Source organism: Sphingomonas sp. (assembly GCF_031361285.1).
In the GTDB taxonomy this organism is placed as follows: domain Bacteria; phylum Pseudomonadota; class Alphaproteobacteria; order Sphingomonadales; family Sphingomonadaceae; genus Sphingomicrobium.
On the sequence record NZ_JANMCO010000174.1, the window covers coordinates 12,356 to 28,805 of the forward strand.

General features: G+C 62.5%; 22 protein-coding genes. 8 read left to right on the top strand and 14 right to left on the bottom strand.

Annotated elements, in window-relative coordinates; all coding sequences use genetic code 11:
• Nucleotides 1–294: 294 nt before the first annotated feature.
• Genes cyoD through cyoA form a run of 4 tightly spaced genes read right to left on the bottom strand, consistent with a single transcriptional unit; the run spans nt 295 to nt 4,203 of the window.
• The gene (cyoD, locus tag RMO25_RS13610; RefSeq protein ID WP_309663142.1) at nt 295–681 is read right to left on the bottom strand and encodes a cytochrome o ubiquinol oxidase subunit IV; all 387 of its coding nucleotides are present in this window, start codon (nt 679–681) and stop codon (nt 295–297) included.
• Nucleotides 678–1,319, bottom strand: a complete 642-nt coding sequence (locus RMO25_RS13615) for a cytochrome (ubi)quinol oxidase subunit III (protein ID WP_309663143.1) — start codon at nt 1,317–1,319, stop codon at nt 678–680. Before RMO25_RS13615 ends, cyoD begins: the two co-directional genes overlap by 4 nt.
• Nucleotides 1,316–3,322 carry a cytochrome o ubiquinol oxidase subunit I gene (cyoB, locus tag RMO25_RS13620; protein ID WP_309663144.1) on the bottom strand — a complete coding sequence of 669 codons (2,007 nt, stop codon included), beginning with the start codon at nt 3,320–3,322 and terminating at the stop codon, nt 1,316–1,318. The genes RMO25_RS13615 and cyoB overlap by 4 nt, the downstream gene beginning before the upstream one ends.
• A gap of 2 nt (nt 3,323–3,324) precedes the next feature.
• A complete protein-coding gene (cyoA, locus tag RMO25_RS13625; RefSeq protein WP_309663145.1) occupies nt 3,325–4,203 on the bottom strand; it encodes a ubiquinol oxidase subunit II in 879 nt (292 codons plus the stop codon).
• A gap of 367 nt (nt 4,204–4,570) precedes the next feature.
• Between cyoA and RMO25_RS13630 the strand changes: the two genes are divergently transcribed.
• A complete protein-coding gene (locus RMO25_RS13630) occupies nt 4,571–4,984 on the top strand; it encodes a hypothetical protein (RefSeq protein ID WP_309663146.1) in 414 nt (137 codons plus the stop codon).
• Nucleotides 4,971–5,945, top strand: a complete 975-nt coding sequence (locus RMO25_RS13635) for a 2-dehydropantoate 2-reductase (RefSeq protein ID WP_309663147.1) — start codon at nt 4,971–4,973, stop codon at nt 5,943–5,945. The genes RMO25_RS13630 and RMO25_RS13635 overlap by 14 nt, the downstream gene beginning before the upstream one ends.
• Here the strand turns inward: RMO25_RS13635 and fahA are convergent.
• The 3 genes from fahA to RMO25_RS13650 all read right to left on the bottom strand — a co-directional run bounded on the left by fahA (nt 5,942) and on the right by RMO25_RS13650 (nt 8,857).
• Nucleotides 5,942–7,234 carry a fumarylacetoacetase gene (fahA, locus tag RMO25_RS13640; RefSeq protein ID WP_309663148.1) on the bottom strand — a complete coding sequence of 431 codons (1,293 nt, stop codon included), beginning with the start codon at nt 7,232–7,234 and terminating at the stop codon, nt 5,942–5,944. The two genes, RMO25_RS13635 and fahA, sit on opposite strands and share 4 nt — an antisense overlap.
• Complete coding sequence (gene hmgA, locus RMO25_RS13645) at nt 7,231–8,520, bottom strand: homogentisate 1,2-dioxygenase (protein WP_309663149.1); 1,290 nt, start codon at nt 8,518–8,520, stop codon at nt 7,231–7,233. The genes fahA and hmgA overlap by 4 nt, the downstream gene beginning before the upstream one ends.
• A 133-nt stretch (nt 8,521–8,653) precedes the next feature.
• Entirely contained in the window at nt 8,654–8,857 is a 204-nt protein-coding gene (locus tag RMO25_RS13650) for a hypothetical protein (RefSeq protein WP_309663150.1), read from the bottom strand.
• Between the two features lie 105 nt (nt 8,858–8,962).
• Between RMO25_RS13650 and RMO25_RS13655 the strand changes: the two genes are divergently transcribed.
• Entirely contained in the window at nt 8,963–9,517 is a 555-nt protein-coding gene (locus RMO25_RS13655; protein ID WP_309663151.1) for a hypothetical protein, read from the top strand.
• Between the two features lie 49 nt (nt 9,518–9,566).
• Nucleotides 9,567–9,827, top strand: coding sequence for a DUF2171 domain-containing protein (locus RMO25_RS13660; protein WP_309663152.1), 261 nt, complete (start codon nt 9,567–9,569; stop codon nt 9,825–9,827).
• 3 nt (nt 9,828–9,830) lie between these two features.
• Here the strand turns inward: RMO25_RS13660 and RMO25_RS13665 are convergent, their stop codons facing one another.
• Nucleotides 9,831–10,049 carry a hypothetical protein gene (locus tag RMO25_RS13665; protein WP_309663153.1) on the bottom strand — a complete coding sequence of 73 codons (219 nt, stop codon included), beginning with the start codon at nt 10,047–10,049 and terminating at the stop codon, nt 9,831–9,833.
• Between the two features lie 40 nt (nt 10,050–10,089).
• Nucleotides 10,090–10,320 carry a KTSC domain-containing protein gene (locus tag RMO25_RS13670; RefSeq protein ID WP_309663154.1) on the bottom strand — a complete coding sequence of 77 codons (231 nt, stop codon included), beginning with the start codon at nt 10,318–10,320 and terminating at the stop codon, nt 10,090–10,092.
• Nucleotides 10,321–10,420: 100 nt separating this feature from the next.
• On the opposite strand from RMO25_RS13670, the gene RMO25_RS13675 reads away from it, so the two are divergent.
• On the top strand, nt 10,421–11,068 hold the full coding sequence (locus tag RMO25_RS13675) for a hypothetical protein (RefSeq protein WP_309663155.1): 648 nt from the start codon (nt 10,421–10,423) through the stop codon (nt 11,066–11,068).
• 50 nt (nt 11,069–11,118) lie between these two features.
• Here RMO25_RS13675 and RMO25_RS13680 read toward each other — a convergent pair whose 3' ends face one another.
• Complete coding sequence (locus tag RMO25_RS13680; protein ID WP_309663156.1) at nt 11,119–11,472, bottom strand: excalibur calcium-binding domain-containing protein; 354 nt, start codon at nt 11,470–11,472, stop codon at nt 11,119–11,121.
• A 95-nt stretch (nt 11,473–11,567) separates the two neighbouring features.
• Here RMO25_RS13680 and RMO25_RS13685 point away from each other — a divergent pair, with 95 nt between their 5' ends.
• Complete coding sequence (locus RMO25_RS13685; protein ID WP_309663157.1) at nt 11,568–11,840, top strand: hypothetical protein; 273 nt, start codon at nt 11,568–11,570, stop codon at nt 11,838–11,840.
• 132 nt (nt 11,841–11,972) lie between these two features.
• On the opposite strand, the gene RMO25_RS13690 is transcribed toward RMO25_RS13685, so the two are convergent.
• Both RMO25_RS13690 and RMO25_RS13695 read right to left on the bottom strand, forming a co-directional pair.
• Nucleotides 11,973–12,188 (bottom strand): hypothetical protein, encoded by a 216-nt coding sequence (locus RMO25_RS13690; RefSeq protein WP_309663158.1) that lies wholly within the window; start codon nt 12,186–12,188, stop codon nt 11,973–11,975.
• A gap of 245 nt (nt 12,189–12,433) precedes the next feature.
• Nucleotides 12,434–13,042: a hypothetical protein gene (locus tag RMO25_RS13695; protein ID WP_309663159.1), complete on the bottom strand. Its 609-nt coding sequence runs from the start codon at nt 13,040–13,042 to the stop codon at nt 12,434–12,436.
• Between the two features lie 453 nt (nt 13,043–13,495).
• Between RMO25_RS13695 and RMO25_RS13700 the strand changes: the two genes are divergently transcribed.
• Together RMO25_RS13700 and RMO25_RS13705 are read left to right on the top strand one after the other, a co-directional pair.
• Nucleotides 13,496–13,693, top strand: a complete 198-nt coding sequence (locus RMO25_RS13700) for a hypothetical protein (protein ID WP_309663160.1) — start codon at nt 13,496–13,498, stop codon at nt 13,691–13,693.
• 142 nt (nt 13,694–13,835) lie between these two features.
• Nucleotides 13,836–14,324 carry a nuclear transport factor 2 family protein gene (locus RMO25_RS13705; RefSeq protein ID WP_309663161.1) on the top strand — a complete coding sequence of 163 codons (489 nt, stop codon included), beginning with the start codon at nt 13,836–13,838 and terminating at the stop codon, nt 14,322–14,324.
• Nucleotides 14,325–14,483: 159 nt separating this feature from the next.
• On the opposite strand, the gene RMO25_RS13710 is transcribed toward RMO25_RS13705, so the two are convergent.
• Both RMO25_RS13710 and RMO25_RS13715 read right to left on the bottom strand, forming a co-directional pair.
• The gene (locus tag RMO25_RS13710; protein WP_309663162.1) at nt 14,484–15,686 is read right to left on the bottom strand and encodes a hypothetical protein; all 1,203 of its coding nucleotides are present in this window, start codon (nt 15,684–15,686) and stop codon (nt 14,484–14,486) included.
• 142 nt (nt 15,687–15,828) lie between these two features.
• A partial coding sequence (locus RMO25_RS13715) for a ribonucleotide-diphosphate reductase subunit beta (RefSeq protein ID WP_309663163.1) occupies nt 15,829–16,450 on the bottom strand: 622 nt, incomplete at its 5' end.

Genomic DNA, 16,450 nt, shown 5'->3' on the forward strand with positions numbered 1-16,450 from the left:
CGTGCCGCCATTGGACCAAAGCGCTTTCGCCAGGCAAAGCGACTAGCTATCCTTACACCTGAGTTTGGGTTGTGTTTGGGAAGTTGGCGACGAGGCCGGCCGGTGACGGGTTAGAACGATGATAGATATCGCTTTTCCGGTGGGCTATCACTGCCTTCGTAATGATGGGGTCAGGTGTTCGAGCCACCTAAGCGGCACCAGCCTTTCAATTGAATCCGTAGCATGCGGCAGAGCTCGGATTTGGGCGCGCCCATGAGCCGAATTGGGCTGGATTTCCTGGACGCCCGCTTCGGATCAGCGCTGCATCTGAAGATTGGTGAGCGCCGGCGGGGGTCCCATGTTGGCCGCCATATGGGCCATGATCCAGATGGTGCCGATCATCACCAGAAGGACGATCAGCACTCCGAACGCCAGAGCGAGGACGTTGTTACTATTGTCGGGACCGCTGGTGATGTGGAGGAAGAAGACCAGGTGGATGCCCATCTGGGCAATTGCCAGAACGACCAACCCGACCGCGATCCCCGGCCCCCACAATAACGCGGTTGATGCGACCCAGAACGATATGCCGGTCAACAGCAGCGCGAGGCCGAGCCCGATCACATAGCTGAGCGTCTCGCTCAGGAGGTTGTCGTGGGGCGCCCCCGGCGCGACGTTGAGCGCATTGCGTTCATGTTCGGTCATGGCAGCGTCCCGATCAAATAGACGATGGTGAAGATGGCGATCCAGACGATGTCGAGGGCGTGCCAGAATATGCTCAGGCATAGCAGTCGCCGCACGATGTCCTCGCGGAAACCCTTGGCCCAGATCTGGGCCATCATCGTCCCGATCCACAACAGCCCGGCCGTGATGTGGGCGCCGTGACAGCCGACCAGAGTGAAGAAGGAAGACAGGAAGGCGCTTCGCTGCGGACCCGCGCCAATGCTGATCATACCCGCAAATTCACGCAGCTCGATGACGAGGAACACGAGGCCGAGCAGGCCGGTGAGAACCAGCCAGATCTGAGTCCACAGCATGTTGGCGCGCTTGGCGGCGATCATCGCCAGGCCGCAGACAAAGCTAGAAAGCAACAGCGCGATCGTTTCGACTGCCACGAGGTTGCGGTCGAACAGCTGGTTGGTGACCGGCCCGCCATCGGTCGCGTGGACCAGTGAGGCGTAGGTCGCAAACAGCGCCGAAAACAGGATGATGTCGGACAGCACGAACAGCCAGAAGCCGTAGGGAACGACAATGCTCTTGGATTCCGGGCCGCGGTGACCAAGACCGGTGTCCTGCGATCCGCCGTGGGTTAGGCCGATAGTCGGGGCTTCGCTCGTCGTCATGTCGATTGGCTCAGGCGCTGGAGGTTTTCCTTCCGGATCCGCCTTCGCTCCCGGTCGTCTCGGGCAACGTCTTTGACGGGGATCACATGCTCGTGCTCGTCACGCCACGCGTACCACACGAAAATGGCGAAAGCGCCGATCAGGCCGAGGACCGCCAGCCACCAGATGTACCAGATGACCGCGAAACCGCAGACCGAGGCGAAGAAGGCGACGATCACGCCGGTCGGGGTGTTGAGCGGCATTTCGATCGGCTGGTAGTCGGGCTCGTCGATCAGCTCGTCGTCGCGGATTGCAGCCTGCTTGCGCGTCCAATAGGCCTCCTCGCCGTGAACGTCGGGAAGCACGGCAAAATTGTAGTGCGGCGGCGGCGACAGGGTCAGCCACTCGAGGGTCCGGCCGTCCCATGGGTCGCCGGTCACATCCATGCGCCGGTCGCGAGTTTTGAACGAATATAGCAGCTGGACGACGGTCAGCACGATGCCCACACCGATGATCGCTGCGCCGACCAGCGCGACATTCAGCCACGGTTGCCAGCTGGGATCGTTGATATGCTGCATCCGTCGGGTCCCGCCCCATAGGCCAAGCACGTAGAGCGGCATGAACGCGAGATGGAAGCCGATGAACCAGCACCAGAAGATCGCTTTGCCGATGCGCTCGTCAAGCGTGAACCCGAACGCTTTTGGGAACCAGTAAGTGTAGCCGGCCATCACCGCGAACACGACGCCGCCGATGATCACGTGGTGAAAGTGAGCGACCAGGAACAGGCTGTTGTGCACGACAAAATCGACCGGCGGGATAGCCAGCAGAACGCCGGTCAGGCCACCCATCACGAAGGTGAGCATGAAGCCCAGCGCATAGTGCATCGGCACGGTAAAGCGGACCCGGCCGCCGTACATGGTGAACAACCAGTTGAAGATCTTCACGCCCGTCGGGATGCCGATGATCATGCTGGCGATCCCGAACACGGCGTTGACGTCCGCTCCGGCGCCCATCGTGAAGAAGTGATGGAGCCAGACCATGAATGACAGGATGCAGATCGCGAGTGTTGCGAAGACCATCGAGCGATAGCCGAACAACGGCTTGCCCGAGAAGGTCGAGACAACCTCCGAGTAAATACCGAACGCCGGAAGGACCAGAATGTAGACCTCCGGATGCCCCCAGACCCAAATCAGGTTCATGTAGAGCATCGAGTTGCCGCCGCCGTCATTGGTGAAGAAGTGGAAGCCGAGGTAACGGTCGAGCATCAGCAGCGCCAAAGTCGCGGTCAGCACCGGGAATGCCGCAAGGATCAAGAGGTTGGACGCAAGCGCCGTCCAGCAGAACACGGGCATCCGCAAATAGCTCATCCCGGGCGCGCGGATCTTGAGGATAGTGGTCACGAAATTGACCGCGGTGAGGACCGTCCCGACGCCCGATATCTGCAGCGCCACGAGATAATAATCGACCCCGACCCCGGGCGAAAATGCCTTCTCGCTGAGCGGCGGAAAAGCGAGCCAGCCGGTGCGCGCGAACTCGCCGACGAACAGGCTGATGTTGATCAGGAGCGCGCCCGAAGCGGTCAGCCAGAAGCTGACATTGTTCATCGTCGGAAAGGCGACGTCGCGCACCCCCAGCTGCAGCGGCACGACAAAGTTCATCATGCCGATCACCATCGGCATCGCCATGAAGAAGATCATGATCGTGCCGTGGGCGGAGAACAGCTGGTTATAATGTTCGGGCGGCAGATAGCCTTGCGCGGCGCCGACCGCGAGCGCCTGCTGCGCGCGCATCATGATCGCATCGGCGAAACCGCGCACGAGCATCAGCAATGCGAGCACGATGTACATGACGCCGATGCGCTTGTGGTCGGTCGACGTGATCCACTCGTTCCAAAGATAAGGCAGATGCCCCTTCCAATAGACCCAAGCTAAGACGCCCAGCACCGTTAGGACCACGACCAGCGAAGTGATCAGCGGGATCGGCTGATCGAAAGGTATCGCGGACCAGGTCAGCTTGCCGAACATGCTCAGGTCCCCGGATTCTGCGATGGCTGATGGGCCGGCGCCGCCTCTTGCGGCGGTCGGTTCATTGCAATGGCTTCGAACAGCCCGGGCGCCACCGCGCCATAAGTGGCCGGCTTCACGTAGCTGCTCGGCTTCGCGAGCACGGCGTAGCTCTCGCCATCGAGTGCCTGTCCCTGGCCGTGAGCGCCTTGCGCCCACGCCGCGAATTGCTCGGGCGGAACCGCGTGGACCTTGAAGGTCATGCCGGGGAAGCCGTCGCCGCTAAAATGGCTCGACAGTCCGTCATAAACGCCCTGCCGGTCCGCCTGCAGGTTCAGGCGGGTCGTCATGCCCGGCATGGTGTAGATCATCGTGCCCATCTGCGGGATGAAGAAGCTGTTCCAGACGGTCGCGGAGGTGAGCCGAAAGCTCACCGGCGTACCGACCGGAACGACCAGCTGATTGACCGTCGCGATACCCTGGTCGGGGTAAATGAACAGCCATTTCCAATCGAGCGAGACGACTTCGACATTGAGCGGCGGCGACGTGGACGGAAGCGGCTTGCTCGGCTCCAGATCATGGCTGCTGATCCACGCAATGCCGCCAAGCAGAATGATGGTCAGCGCGGGGATCGACCACACGACCAATTCGATCGCGCCGGAATATTCCCAGTCGGGCCGATAGATGGCTTTGGTGTTTCCGCGGCGGAACCACCAGGCGAAGGCGATTGTCGCGACTATCGTCGGAAGGATGATCGCGAGCATGATCGCGGTCGAATTGATGAGAATTTGTTTTTCGGCCGCGCCAACCGGCCCGACCGGATCCATGATCCCCCGGTTGCATCCGGCGACGAGTACGGCGGCTGCCCCGCTGACGCTTGCACGGTATCGACCGTTGGCCATCGCTTACTCTCATCAATCCCGAGTGGACTCAGGTACCGGAGATGGGACGCTTACACGAAGCGCCAGGCGGCGCGAACCCTGGGTCCGCGCTACAGCAGACATGGTTGGGGGTGCAAGGTCGACCCAATCAGGGCCAGACCAAATTCGATTTGGGGCAAAAAGCGAAGTGCCAGTGCGGCGCTTGACCCGGACGATCGGCGATTGCCCCGGCCCTCCGGATTTGCAGAAGACTGTTTAACTCCTAAGAAGAAGCGTGGCGTGGAGCGCATCCATTCATGCGTAACGCGAAAATAACCGCGGTGACTGGTTCTTGGTGGAAGCGCACAGAACCACCCCCCACCAGCCACCATTTCGAACAGGGTAATAAATGACCGAAGAACAAGCGATCGGCGCTGTCCTCGACGAAATGTATGCGATGATTTCGGGTCCGAAAGGGCCGCGGGACTGGTCGCGCCAGGCCAAGTGTTTCCTACCCGAAGCGCGCCAGGTCCGCACTTCCGTCGATGAGCACGGGCGGTCCGCGATGATTGCCATGACGCTCGACGAATATGCCCGCAACACCACGCCGTTTTTCGCCGCCAACGATTTCTACGAAATTGAGACCAGCCGCCGGATCGATGTTTTCGGCAACATTGCCCATGTCTGGAGCGGCTATGAAGCGCGGGCGTCGCTCGATGATGCCGAGCCCGAGCGGCGCGGGATCAATTCAATCCAGCTGTTTCGGCACCCTGACCTTGGCTGGCGCATCGTCAACATGATCTGGGACAATGCGCGCGACTGACGGTCCGCGCATCGGCGTCGTCGGCGCTGGCGCAATTGGCGGCTGGGTGGCTGCGAAGCTCGCGCTGAGCGGCCAGGCGGTTAACGTGTTGGCTCGGGGGGAAACCCTGGATGCGTTGCGCGCCGACGGACTGCGGCTGACTCAGGAAGAGTCGACCGCCGTCGCCAAAGTGCGGGCCTCGGATGATCCGGCCGAGCTTGGCCCGCAGGACGTGCTGGTGATCGCCGTCAAGGCGCCGGCGCTGCCCGGCCTTGCACCGGCTTTGGGTCCGATGATCGGACCAGAAACCCTCATCGTGCCGATGCTCAACGGCGTTCCCTGGTGGTTCGTCCCGGGCGAACCGCTGCCGTCGGTCGATCCCGAAGGTGGCATCTCGCTGGCGTTCCCGACCGATCAACTCATCGGTTGCGTCGTCCACGCCTCGTCCCGCCGGGCCGCGCCCAACCACATTATCGTCAACCATGCCGACAAGCTGATCATCGGTGAACCCGCGGGCGGTGAGCCGAGTGACCGGCTGGCGCGGCTATTCGCCATTTTCGACCAAGCGGGTCTTCGCCCCGACCTGACCGGCGATGTTCGTCGCGCGATCTGGTACAAATTGTGGGGCAATGCGACCATCAATCCACTGTCGGCGCTGACCCGCTCGACCGCGGATCAGTTGCTCGGCGAACCCGCGGTCCGCGCTTTGATTCTCGAAGCGATGGCTGAACTCGCCGCGATCGGCGCCGCTGTCGGTTGCCCGATCGTCGAAAGTGGCGAAGACCGGCTGGCGGTGACCGCTAAACTTGGCCCATTCAAGACCTCGATGTTGCAGGATGTCGAGGCTGGGCGGGCGATCGAACTCGAAGCGCTGCTCGGCGCCCCGCGGGAAATTGCGCTGCGTTTCGGCATCGCAACCCCGCAGCTCGATCGGATTTACGGGACGACGCGGCTGATGGGCGAGAACCTCGGGCTGCTCTAGGCCCCCAAAGCGGCGACGACCCGACCGACGCATTCGCCAAAGCCGATGCGCACCGCGCCATCGCGCTCGCACCATGCCTTGAGCGTAATTTCATCGCCGTCCTCAAGGAAGCTGCGCGTTTCGCCTCCCGGCAGCGCCATCGGCCGTTTCCCGCCGCGGCTGATTTCGATCAATGAGCCCAGGCCGTCGTCGCTGTCGGTCGACAAGGTGCCGGTGCCGATCAAATCGCCGGGCTGGAGGTTACAGCCGTTCGATGCGTGATGGGTGACGATTTGCGCCGCGCTCCAGTACATCGCCGCTGCCGCGCTGCCGCGCGACAATCTGTGCGGCGCCAGCCCGGCATCGCGCATCTTCTCGGTCGATAGCGTCACCTCGAGTTCGATGCCAAGCGCCGCGCTGCCGCCATCCCCGGCAAGGTAAGGCAGGGGCTCGGGGTCTCCTTCGGGCCGCGCGGGCATCGGCCTGCGGAACGGGGCCAAGGCTTCGGCGGTCACCACCCACGGCGACACGCTAGTAAGGAAATTCTTGGCGAGAAACGGGCCGAGCGGCTGATATTCCCACGCCTGCAGGTCGCGCGCCGACCAGTCGTTGAGCAGGCAAAAACCGGCGATATGCTCGTCGGCTTCGGCGATCGGAATGGGCTGGCCAAGGTCATTGCCGCGGCCGATCCACAGCCCGAGCTCAAGCTCGTAATCAAGCCGGCGACTGGGGCCGTATTCGGGCGCATCGGCATCCGGCGGCTTGCGCTGGCCGTTGGGCCGCACCACCGGCTCGCCCGAAGCCCGCACCGAACTTGCCCGCCCGTGATAGCCGATTGGCAGATATTTATAGTTGGGCAGCAGCGGATTGTCGGGGCGGAACTGCTTGCCGACGTTGGTTGCGTGATGGATGCCGACGTAGAAATCACTGTAGTCGCCAATCAGGCACGGCAGGTGCATCCTGACCTCGCTCTGGCCGATCAGGCTCATCTCGAGGTCGTCGCGATAACGCTCGTTGGTGAGCATCTCGAACAGACGCTGGCGCAACGCGCGGTGATCGTCGGTGCCGCGCGCGAGCCAGGCGTTGAGCACCGGCTGTGCCAAGTCATTGCGCCACGATTCGTCGAGCAAATCCCCCGTAGCGGCAAGGTCGAGAATGAAATCGCCGATCGCGACGCCTGGACGGCGCTGGCCCTTGCCGTCGGAGAATATGCCGAGCGGCAGGTTCTGGACCGGGAAGTCGCTGCCCAGCGCCGCGCCATCCACCCAGCTGATCCGCCCGGGATCGTGGGTTTCGTCCAATGCACTCACGACAATTTAGCTTTGGGAAATCCCGCCCACGCGCGGTCGTAATCGGGCTGGGCGCGTTCCAGCGCAAACTGGGTCGGGCGATAGGGCCAGCAGGTTTCGACCATGAACGCCATCGCGCCATCGATCTTGACCGGTTTCAATTCGGCGTCGGTCGCCTTGCGCCAGCTGTCGAGGTCGGGGCCGTGGCCACTCATCAGATTGTGGAGGCTCAGGCCACCTGGCGCAAAGCCCTCGGCCTTGGCGTCATAAGCGCCGGCAATCAGCCCCATCGCCTCGCTCATCACGTTGCGATGGAACCACGGCGGCCGGAAGCTGTCTTCGGCGACCATCCAGCGCGGCGGGAAAATGACGAAATCGGCATTGGCGCGCCCGGGCACATTGCTCGCGCTGGTGAGGACGGTGAAGATCGACGGATCGGGATGGTCGAAACTGACCGTGCCGATGGCGTTAAAGCGGCTCAAATCGTAGCGGCAGGGCGCGTAATTGCCGTGCCAGGCAACGACATCGAGCGGCGAATGGTCGAGCGTCGTCACCCACAAATGGCCGAGATATTTCTGAATGACTTCGAATTCCTCGTCGCGGTCCTCGAACCAGGCGAGCGGCGTTTCGAAATCGCGCGGGGCGGCGAGGCCATTGGCGCCGATTGGCCCGAGCTCGGGTAGGCGGAATGGCGCGCCGTAATTCTCGGCAACATAGCCGCGGGCTTCGCCGTCCAGGAGCACGACCCGGAACTTCAATCCGCGCGGCACCAGGCCGATTGATCCGGGGGCAATGGCGACCCGGCCGAGTTCGGTCTGCAGTTCGATGGCGCCGTGCTGCGGGATGATCAGCAACTCGCCATCGGCGTTGACGAACACGCGCCGGTCCATGCTGCGCGTTGCGCGGTAAACGTGCACCGCGACGCCCTCGAGATCTTCGGGGCGCCGTGCGCTCAGCATCGCCGCCATGCCATCGACGAAGTCCTCGTCGCTGCGAAGGTCGGACGGCGGGTCCCACCGCAAGCGGTTCGGCGCCAGCGGCGCGTCGCTTGACGTTGCTTCGAACAGCGGCGCGCCGCGATACCGTTCGAACGGCCGGTGATCGGCGGTCGGCCGCATTCGGTAAAGCCAGCTGCGGCGGTTGTCGGCGCGCGGGGCGGTGAACGCACTGCCCGATACTTGCTCGGCGTAGAGGCCGAAGGCCGGTTTCTGCGGGCTGTTGCGCCCCCTGGGCAGCGCGCCGTCTACGGCTTCGGTTTCAAAATGGCTGCCGAAGCCGGTTTGGTAGCGCATCGCGTTGGCTGTCATGCCGCTTCCGTTAAAGCCTGCGCCGCACATATTCAAACGGGCACGGCCTGCGTGAAGCCGTGCCCGTTTTCGCGCGGGAACTCGCGCCCGCGCGGTAAGCGGCGAGCCCGGACGGGCCCGGCCGCGATGCGAACTAGTTCTGGTTGACCGTGACGTCGATCTTGTCGGGGACGTTGATGGTGGTCTTGCTGCCGCCGAAACCGAGCTGGTCGCGGAAGAGGAACAATAGCACCAGCACTACGATGATCAGAAGCACCACGGCGAGGACCCCGCCACCGCCGCCGCCACCGGTCTCGACGATCGTTGTGCGGTCGGTACCGCCTTCGTTGTCGGCCATGAACTCTCTCCCTGTTGAGCCCAGTTGGGCTGTTCTTGTGGCGAAACGAACGCACTGCCGCAGCCGCAGTTCCGCATTGTCCGATTGCGGTCTACAGGCGGAGCCATGAGCCAACGCCCCATCGCCCTGCTGGCCGCCCTAATCCTGAGCGCCTGCGCCAAGCCGACCGAGACCAATGGGTCAAACAACACGGCTGCCCCGGCCGAGACCGTCGTCACGCCGCTCACCCCGCCGGCGCCCGGCACGCCCGGTGGCCTGCCCGACGACCGCACGCCGCTTGAAGAACCCCAAGGATTGATCGACCCCAAGAGTACAGAAGCGGCTGGCCAAATCGTCCAGAGCTATGGCGCGCTAATCGAACAAAAACGCTTTGCCGAAGCGGCGAAACTGTGGGGCGACGCGGCCATGGCCGCCGCGTTCGTCGACCCGTACAAGGCGGCGTCGGAACTCCATGTCCAGGTCGGCAAGCCGGGCGATAGCGAAGGTGCCGCCGGATCAATCTATGTGAGGGTGCCGGTGGTGCTCTATGGCAGCATGGCGAGCGGTGCGTTCAGCCTATCGGGCACCGCGACCCTGCGGCGGGTCAATGACGTCGACGGATCGACCGAAGCCCAGCGACGCTGGCATATCACGCAAATCGAAGTGGCGTCGGCCGGCTGACGCACCCCTTATGCCATTGTGCGCGTTTGCAGCGAAGAAGGAGACCAACATGAGCGGCTTTGAAGACATTCGTGAACATATGCAGGTCATCGGCGCCGACGGCGTGCCGGTCGGAACCGTCGACCATATCGAGGGCGACCGGATCAAATTGACTAAGCAGGACAGCGGCTTCGGCGGTCATGAAGGCCACCATCATTATATTTCGCGCGGCCTGGTCGCGGACATCGAAGGCGATGTGGTGCGGCTGTCGGCCAATGCCGATGTCGCGGTCGAGATGTTCGAGGAAGAAGAGGGCGGCGAAGCCCGCTGAGATTTACTTGCGATTCGCGAAGTCGGCGAACTGCTTCATATTCTCGTCGGTGATCTGGGCGCCGGTGACGTCGGTCGGCTGAGCGGCGGCAGCGTTGTTGGCGGTGCTTTCGTCGGGTCCGGCCACGTCGACCGCAAGCCAAAGGATGCCGGCGGCCCAAATCATGGCCATCCAGCGGCTCTTGAATATCGAGCTTGTGCGCATCGGGATCATGCCCGACATGTGCCAGAACCGGGTTAAGAATGGGTTGCCAGGCCGATTTTCAGGCGGCTTGGCGCTCGACGATCTGGTCCTGGCCGACTTCCCGGCACGGATAGCGATTGCGGATTTCGGCGTTGTAGTACCGGCCTTTGGATTCGGCGCGGGCAAATTCGTTGGCGGTCGCCAGCGGCACGCCCGAATAAATGTAGCGCCGGCCATTGGTGAACAACAGGTCGAGCTGCCGCCGTTTGGGCAGGTACCAGGCACCGCGGATGACCGAGCTCCATGACATGACCCCGAAACGAAATCCGCCGCGGTTCGATTCGCCTCATTCGACGAAGCGCCCTAAATCTACGTCGAACCGAGTAAAGCCGGCGCACTGGCTTGCGTTCATGGCGCCGCAACCTCGCCGGGGGCAGGGCGGCGCGATGCTGGTGCCGATCGCAATCGCAATACTCGCTGCGGTGGCCGGGGATGCGCCCGCCAACGCCGCGCCCGCCGATTCCCCGCCCGCCGCGGCCAGCGAACACAAGGCTTCTGACGAAAAGGCGGCGACGGCCAACCGGTGCCCCAATCTTCCGGCCAACGCCCAGCCGGGCGAGATCGTCGTTTGCGCCAAGCGGCCCGAAGGCTTTCGGATCGATCCCGACGTGCTGGCGGCGAAGCGCGCCATGCATGGCGGCGGCCGGCCCCGGCGCCCCGACCGGATGGTCGACAGAAGCTGCGCCGTGGTTGGCGCGGCGGGCTGCATCGGCGCCAACCCCGGGATCAACTTGATCGGTGCGGCGCTGACCGCCGTCGAAATCGCCGCCCGCCTGTCCAAGGGCCAGGAAATCGGCAGCCTGTTCATCACCGACCCGACACCGAGCGAATATCAATTGTACCAGGAAGCCAAGCGCGACCGCGAAGCCAAGGAAGCCGAAGCCGCCGCGATCGCCAAAGCCAAGGCCGCGCAGCAACTCCATGGCCGAGCGGTGATCGAAGGCAGCACCGCCAGCCCATCGACCGCGGCGCCAGTCGAGGCGGGACCGGCGCAATAGCGGAGCAATCAGAAGGCGGACCCCGGATCAAGTCCGGGGTGACGGCAGGGCTAAAAGGCGCGGTAGGGTTCGCAGGCGATGCCGTCGCCGTCGCCGTCCATGGTTACCGAATAGCCTGGATCACCGGCGTAGAGCGGCGCCTTGCCGGCGGCGCGAACCTCGTTGCAGCCGGCATAATGGACCGCGCTTTCGGGCGCGGGCGCGGTGACCGCGCTGTCGTCGGACCGCGACGCCCATGCCTTGTCCAGCATGGCGGGACGCTCCTCGGGCGAGGGCGGCACGCCGATCGTCTTGCCATTGCCCCGGGTGGCGACGCGGGCGGCGGGCGCGCTCATCGCCGACCACACATAGCCGCCGGCCAGCCCGAACAGCACCGCCGATACAGGAATGAGAAAGGGTCGCATGGCGGGAGTTTGGCAGGGTTGGGTTGATGAGGGGTAAATGGGGCGCACCGTCACCGTAACCGGATGATAATGACTTCGCGTTAGGCCCCTCGCTTATGGCGCTTCCGCATCCGACCACCAAGCAATCCGTCAATCTGGCGTCGCCCGGGCTGGGCAAGTCGCGCATCCGTCGCGAACCGCCGCCGGCGGTCAAAGCGCCGGTGGTCGTCGACCCCGAAGAGCGCGACCAATGGACGGTGGTCGTCGGCATCCTCGCTTTCGCGCTGGCGATGTTCGTCATCACGGTCGCGTTCGGCAGCTATTCGCGCTGGTCGCCGCGGCAATATATTGTGCAGGTCGGCTGCGACGGGCAGGCGAGCGAGTGTTGAGCAGAGCGGCGGCGGGGTAATCCGCAATCGACCGTGGTCGGGATTTGAAGGGAGACAATTTCAACCGCCCCCCTTCATGATCTGACTATCCGGTGGCTAAGCAGCTTGCAGCGCAGCCCCGAAACCCAAGGCTCAGTCGCTCGAGTTGCCGCAGCTTTCGATGCATTCCTTGCGCTGCTGAACGCAGTTGGCAAAGTCAGCCGTCGACACGACATGCTTCTTGCACTCGGCGAAGGCCTTGGTGCAATCCGACAAGCAACTCGCTGTGTCGGCGGCGGCAATACCAGGAAATGCCAGAACTAGACCGACAGCGACGATACGCAGTTTTGATTTGATCGAAACGGACATGGCAGCCCCCTATTATCGCGCATCCTGAGGACGCGCCCACATACAATTCGGCGCCGCAGGATATTGTTTGAATCGCATTGACCGTCAAGCCGATGCACCTGCCGCGACCCAGCGGCACGGCCCAGCCGATCACCGAGGACATGCCGCCCAGCGGGCCGGTGCGACGGTATCTGGGCGGGGTCCGCAGAATTGCGAAACGCAGCAAATGCAGCGGTCCCATACGCGGGCGCGCGCGGGACATTGGATTAGTCCGACGTATCGACGCGGCCGTCGCTTATTTCGCCGAGGCGATGGTCGATGCTTTCGCCGTCGTCGCACGCGCAGTCCCCGGGCAGCACGTCGGCGAGGTTGTCGAGCAGCGTCGGCATGCTGCCCCGCGCCGCCTCGCGCGGGTCGCCGGTGGCCAGCGCCTGCGCCCGGGCGGCGGGCAGGCCAAAGCGCACGGGATCGAGCCGCGACAGCAGCCAGGTGAGCAGATGGTCGGACGGAATGCGCCGCTCCATGACCAGCTCGCCGTCCTTGTAGAAGCGTTCGACGCGGCCGTTGATCGCGCGGTCGAAGGCGATGGCCGACATGCGCGTCACCGCCAGCAACAACGCCGCATCCCAGGCGCCGGCGAAACCTTGCGCGCCGGCCTTGTTGCGCAAGCGATAGGCCGAGCTCGACGCGACCCCGGCGATGGCGCAAGCCTCGCCGACCGAGCCGGTCAGCGCGAGATGCTCGATAAAGCGGCGTTGCCGCGTGGCCGTCCAGCCGGCGTGGCGGTTGCGGGTCGGGGCAGCGGCAAAAACGGGCAGCTGGGGCGGCGGCGGAGTTTCGGTAGACTCGGTGACGATCTTGAGGCGAGAGGCCATGCGCGACTCCTTCTGGTTTGAAGCGAGTCGATTTATTTAACCAAATAGGCGTGTGTAGGAAAGTTATTTTTCGACCAAAGTGGTACTTTGGACAATATCTGCTAAGAGCGACCGGCTGCGAACTACCGCGGCATTCCCATCAGGAGGCGATCATGACACACATTGACGACGACGCCGACCTGCCCTGCTTTCGAGCGGACCTCGAAACGGCGTAAGGGCTTCCCGCAGATCGTCGATCGCGTGGTAGAGGTTGAACCCGTCGATGTAGACGATTGTGCGTGCGGGCATTTCGGAAGCTTAGCAGCCCGCTTTAAATAGAAAAGGCCGCCCCGGAGGGCAGCCTATCCGATGGAGCGAACGCCATCGGTTGGATGAGAACTACATAATCACAAATTGTGACTTTTCAATGTCAGATGTATCGAGCGTCATCGTGCCTTAGCGATTGAGCCGTTTATGCTCGGGAGCGACCTTGCCGGTGCGGTTCCGGAACTGCCAAGGCGCGTCGGCGACATGCACGACCGCTACGGCCGCGACCTGCGCGTGCTGCAACGGCGGCGCGGCGACGGCACCACGCAGTCGATCGCCGCCGACATGCGGGCGAGTGGATTGGCGCGGCGATATTTGGGCGGGTTCAAAAGCGGGTGGTGCTAATTAGCGCACTGTCACCGTAATTGCTGTGACCGTAATCATGCCACTGTAATTCGTAATTCCACCCTAATTCGACGGGGCACCTGGATTGCCGCGCTTCGTTCGCAATGTCATGGGCGGGTTGCGATCAAGGGAGGGGGCGAACATGAAACGGATTGGATTAGTGGCCGCGGTTGCGCTCGCGGCCTGCACGCCGGCGGCAAAGCAGCCGGGCGGGAGCAAGGAAACAGCGGCGGCTGCGGCGACGTCGGCACGGCCATCGGACGGGGAGTCCGAGGCTTATATGCGAAAAGCGGAGGAGGATTGGGCCGCGCTCGCCGTGCGCCAGATTCCCGGGCTGATGGAGCGCATTATTGCCGACGATTATGTCGGCGTGTCGTCGGGAGGCGACGTGCGCGACAAGGCCAAGCAGGTCGCGGGTGAGGAAGCCGACGGGACGTTCGTGTCGAGCAAGCTCGAATATGTGCACTACCGGCACTTCGGCGACACGGTGATCGCGCAGGGCCAGGAGTCGCTGAAGCGCGCCGACGGCAAGCCCGACCTCCAGCTCATCTGGAATGACATCTGGATGTTCCGCGATGCCAAATGGCAGGTCGTCGCGTCACAGGATTCGGTGCTGCCGGCGAAACAGTAGGGGCTACCGTAATTCGGTTATTGTCACCGTAATTCCTAGGGATTTGATTTTCTAAATTCCTAGGGATTTGTCCGATCACAGTCGGGTGGTGCTTATCAGTGCACTGTCACCGTAATCCTGTCACTGTAATCCCGGTAATCCCGGAGTTTCGTTTGCGGGTTAGGGCTTGAGTTTTGCTATGGCTTCGACGAGCCTCGTCATCCGCTCAGTGTCCACCGGCCCATGAATCTCATGTGCCTCGACCTCGCCGCCAAAATATCGGTCGGTCAGGCGGTCCCGTATCTCCGCCTTCTTGGCGTTCGGTAAAAGCTCAATGAACGGTCCTAGCGTCGTTAGCTCGAGCTCACGTTGACGCGCCCGGTCCGCGTTGGTTCGGTGCCGAGCAGATTCTCGAGCTGTATATAGCGCGGGCAGCGCGACCGCTATCGCGGTCGCGAAACGCGAAGCAATCATCCATGGATTCTCCTCAAACGTCTGCCCCCTCAGAGCCGCGATTAAATGCATAATGAAATTCGAGACGACGATCAGAATACCGACGCTAAAAAGGCCGATGGTGATAAGGCGGTAGCGATTTGCCAGCGTGGCCTCCGTTTCGGCCCTTGCCTTGTATGTTCCGGTCGTAAGGATATCGCCCACTGACTGCACAATTGCGGCCGCTTCTTTTTTCTTCTCTTCAAGCTCGTTCAACTGCGCTTCGACGAGTCTGTTGGCAGACTCTAGGTTTCTCTCGAGGGTCGTTTTTTCGACCTCTCGCATGCCCGCAAATTCCATTTCAATCGTGCTCTTAACGGCCGCGAAGTTCGTCTCCGTTGTCGCGAGAGTATTCGTCAATTCTTGCCTGCTGGCTTGGTTCTGCTCTTCGGCCTGACGAATGCGCTCCTCTTGCTCTGCAATCGTTTGCTGAAGGGCGGTAATTTGCTGATTTAAAACCTTCTCGTTTGCTTTCAGTTCGCCAACGGCGGAGCGTGACGATTTTCGAAAGCTTTCAAGGGCCGTTTCTGCTTCCGCAGCTGGGGCAGTGGTCGGCAGCTGGCTTAGATAAATTGCGAGGCCCTGGTCAGCTTGACTGAGTGCACTGTCGATGTGAGCAACGTTTTTATTTGAGATATAAGACTCAAGCTCCTGGCGGATGGATTGGGCCGAGTTGTTGATGTTCGTTAAAGCGCTCAGGTTCGCTCGAACCCCTTTTAACCTTGAAACGCGTTTGCGAGCGTCGCCAACGAGGTAGAAGATCCTATCTAGGCTGTGCCGATGCGGCTCGTCGATCTCCACATTCAGATCGGTGAGTTGTGAAGATTTCGAAAGCTCGTCCAACTGTTCCAAAGACGCGTGAACAGGGTGATTCTGTGCCGGATCATCCACAATCAAACTCCTTCCGCCCTCATTGATGAGGAGCGAATCTGATTCGGCGCCGGTATCCTGTTGAATCGTTGCTAAACGTCAAGAAGCCGTCGCAATTTGAGACCCCGTTCTGAGCCATCCCCCAGATGATCCCGCTGCGTAATCACTCCGCCGCAACCCCGGCCCGAGCAAACATGTCGTCGCCTTCACTTTCCGCCGCCGGCGCATCGTTCGCGGCGTCGCCTTTCGCCTTCTGCCGCCGATCGAACGAATCCCAAACCTCGTTCCAATTCCCCCGCGTCGCCGCCTTGGAATATTCGGTCGCCCGCGTCTCGAAGAAGTTGGCGTGCTCGACGCCGTTCAACAGCGGGGCAAGCCACGGCAGCGGGTGCTCGTCGACCATGTAGATCGGTTTGAGGCCCAGCTGCCCCAACCGCCAGTCGGCGATGTAGCGGATGTACTTCTTGATCTCCTTCGGCGTCATGCCGGTGACCGGCCCCTGCTCGAACGCCAGATCGATGAACGCATCCTCGAGCCGCACCGTCTTCTGGCACATGTCCATGATGTCGTCCTTGACCGCTCGCGTCAGGCAGTCGCGTTCCTTGGCGAAGGTGTGGAACAGGCGGATGATGCCTTCGCAGTGGAGGCTCTCGTCGCGGACCGACCAGCTGACGATCTGGCCCATGCCCTTCATCTTGTTGAAGCGCGGGAAGTTCATCAGCATGGCGAAGCTGGCGAACAATTGCAGGCCTTCGGTGAAGCCGCCGAACATGGCCAAAGTGCGG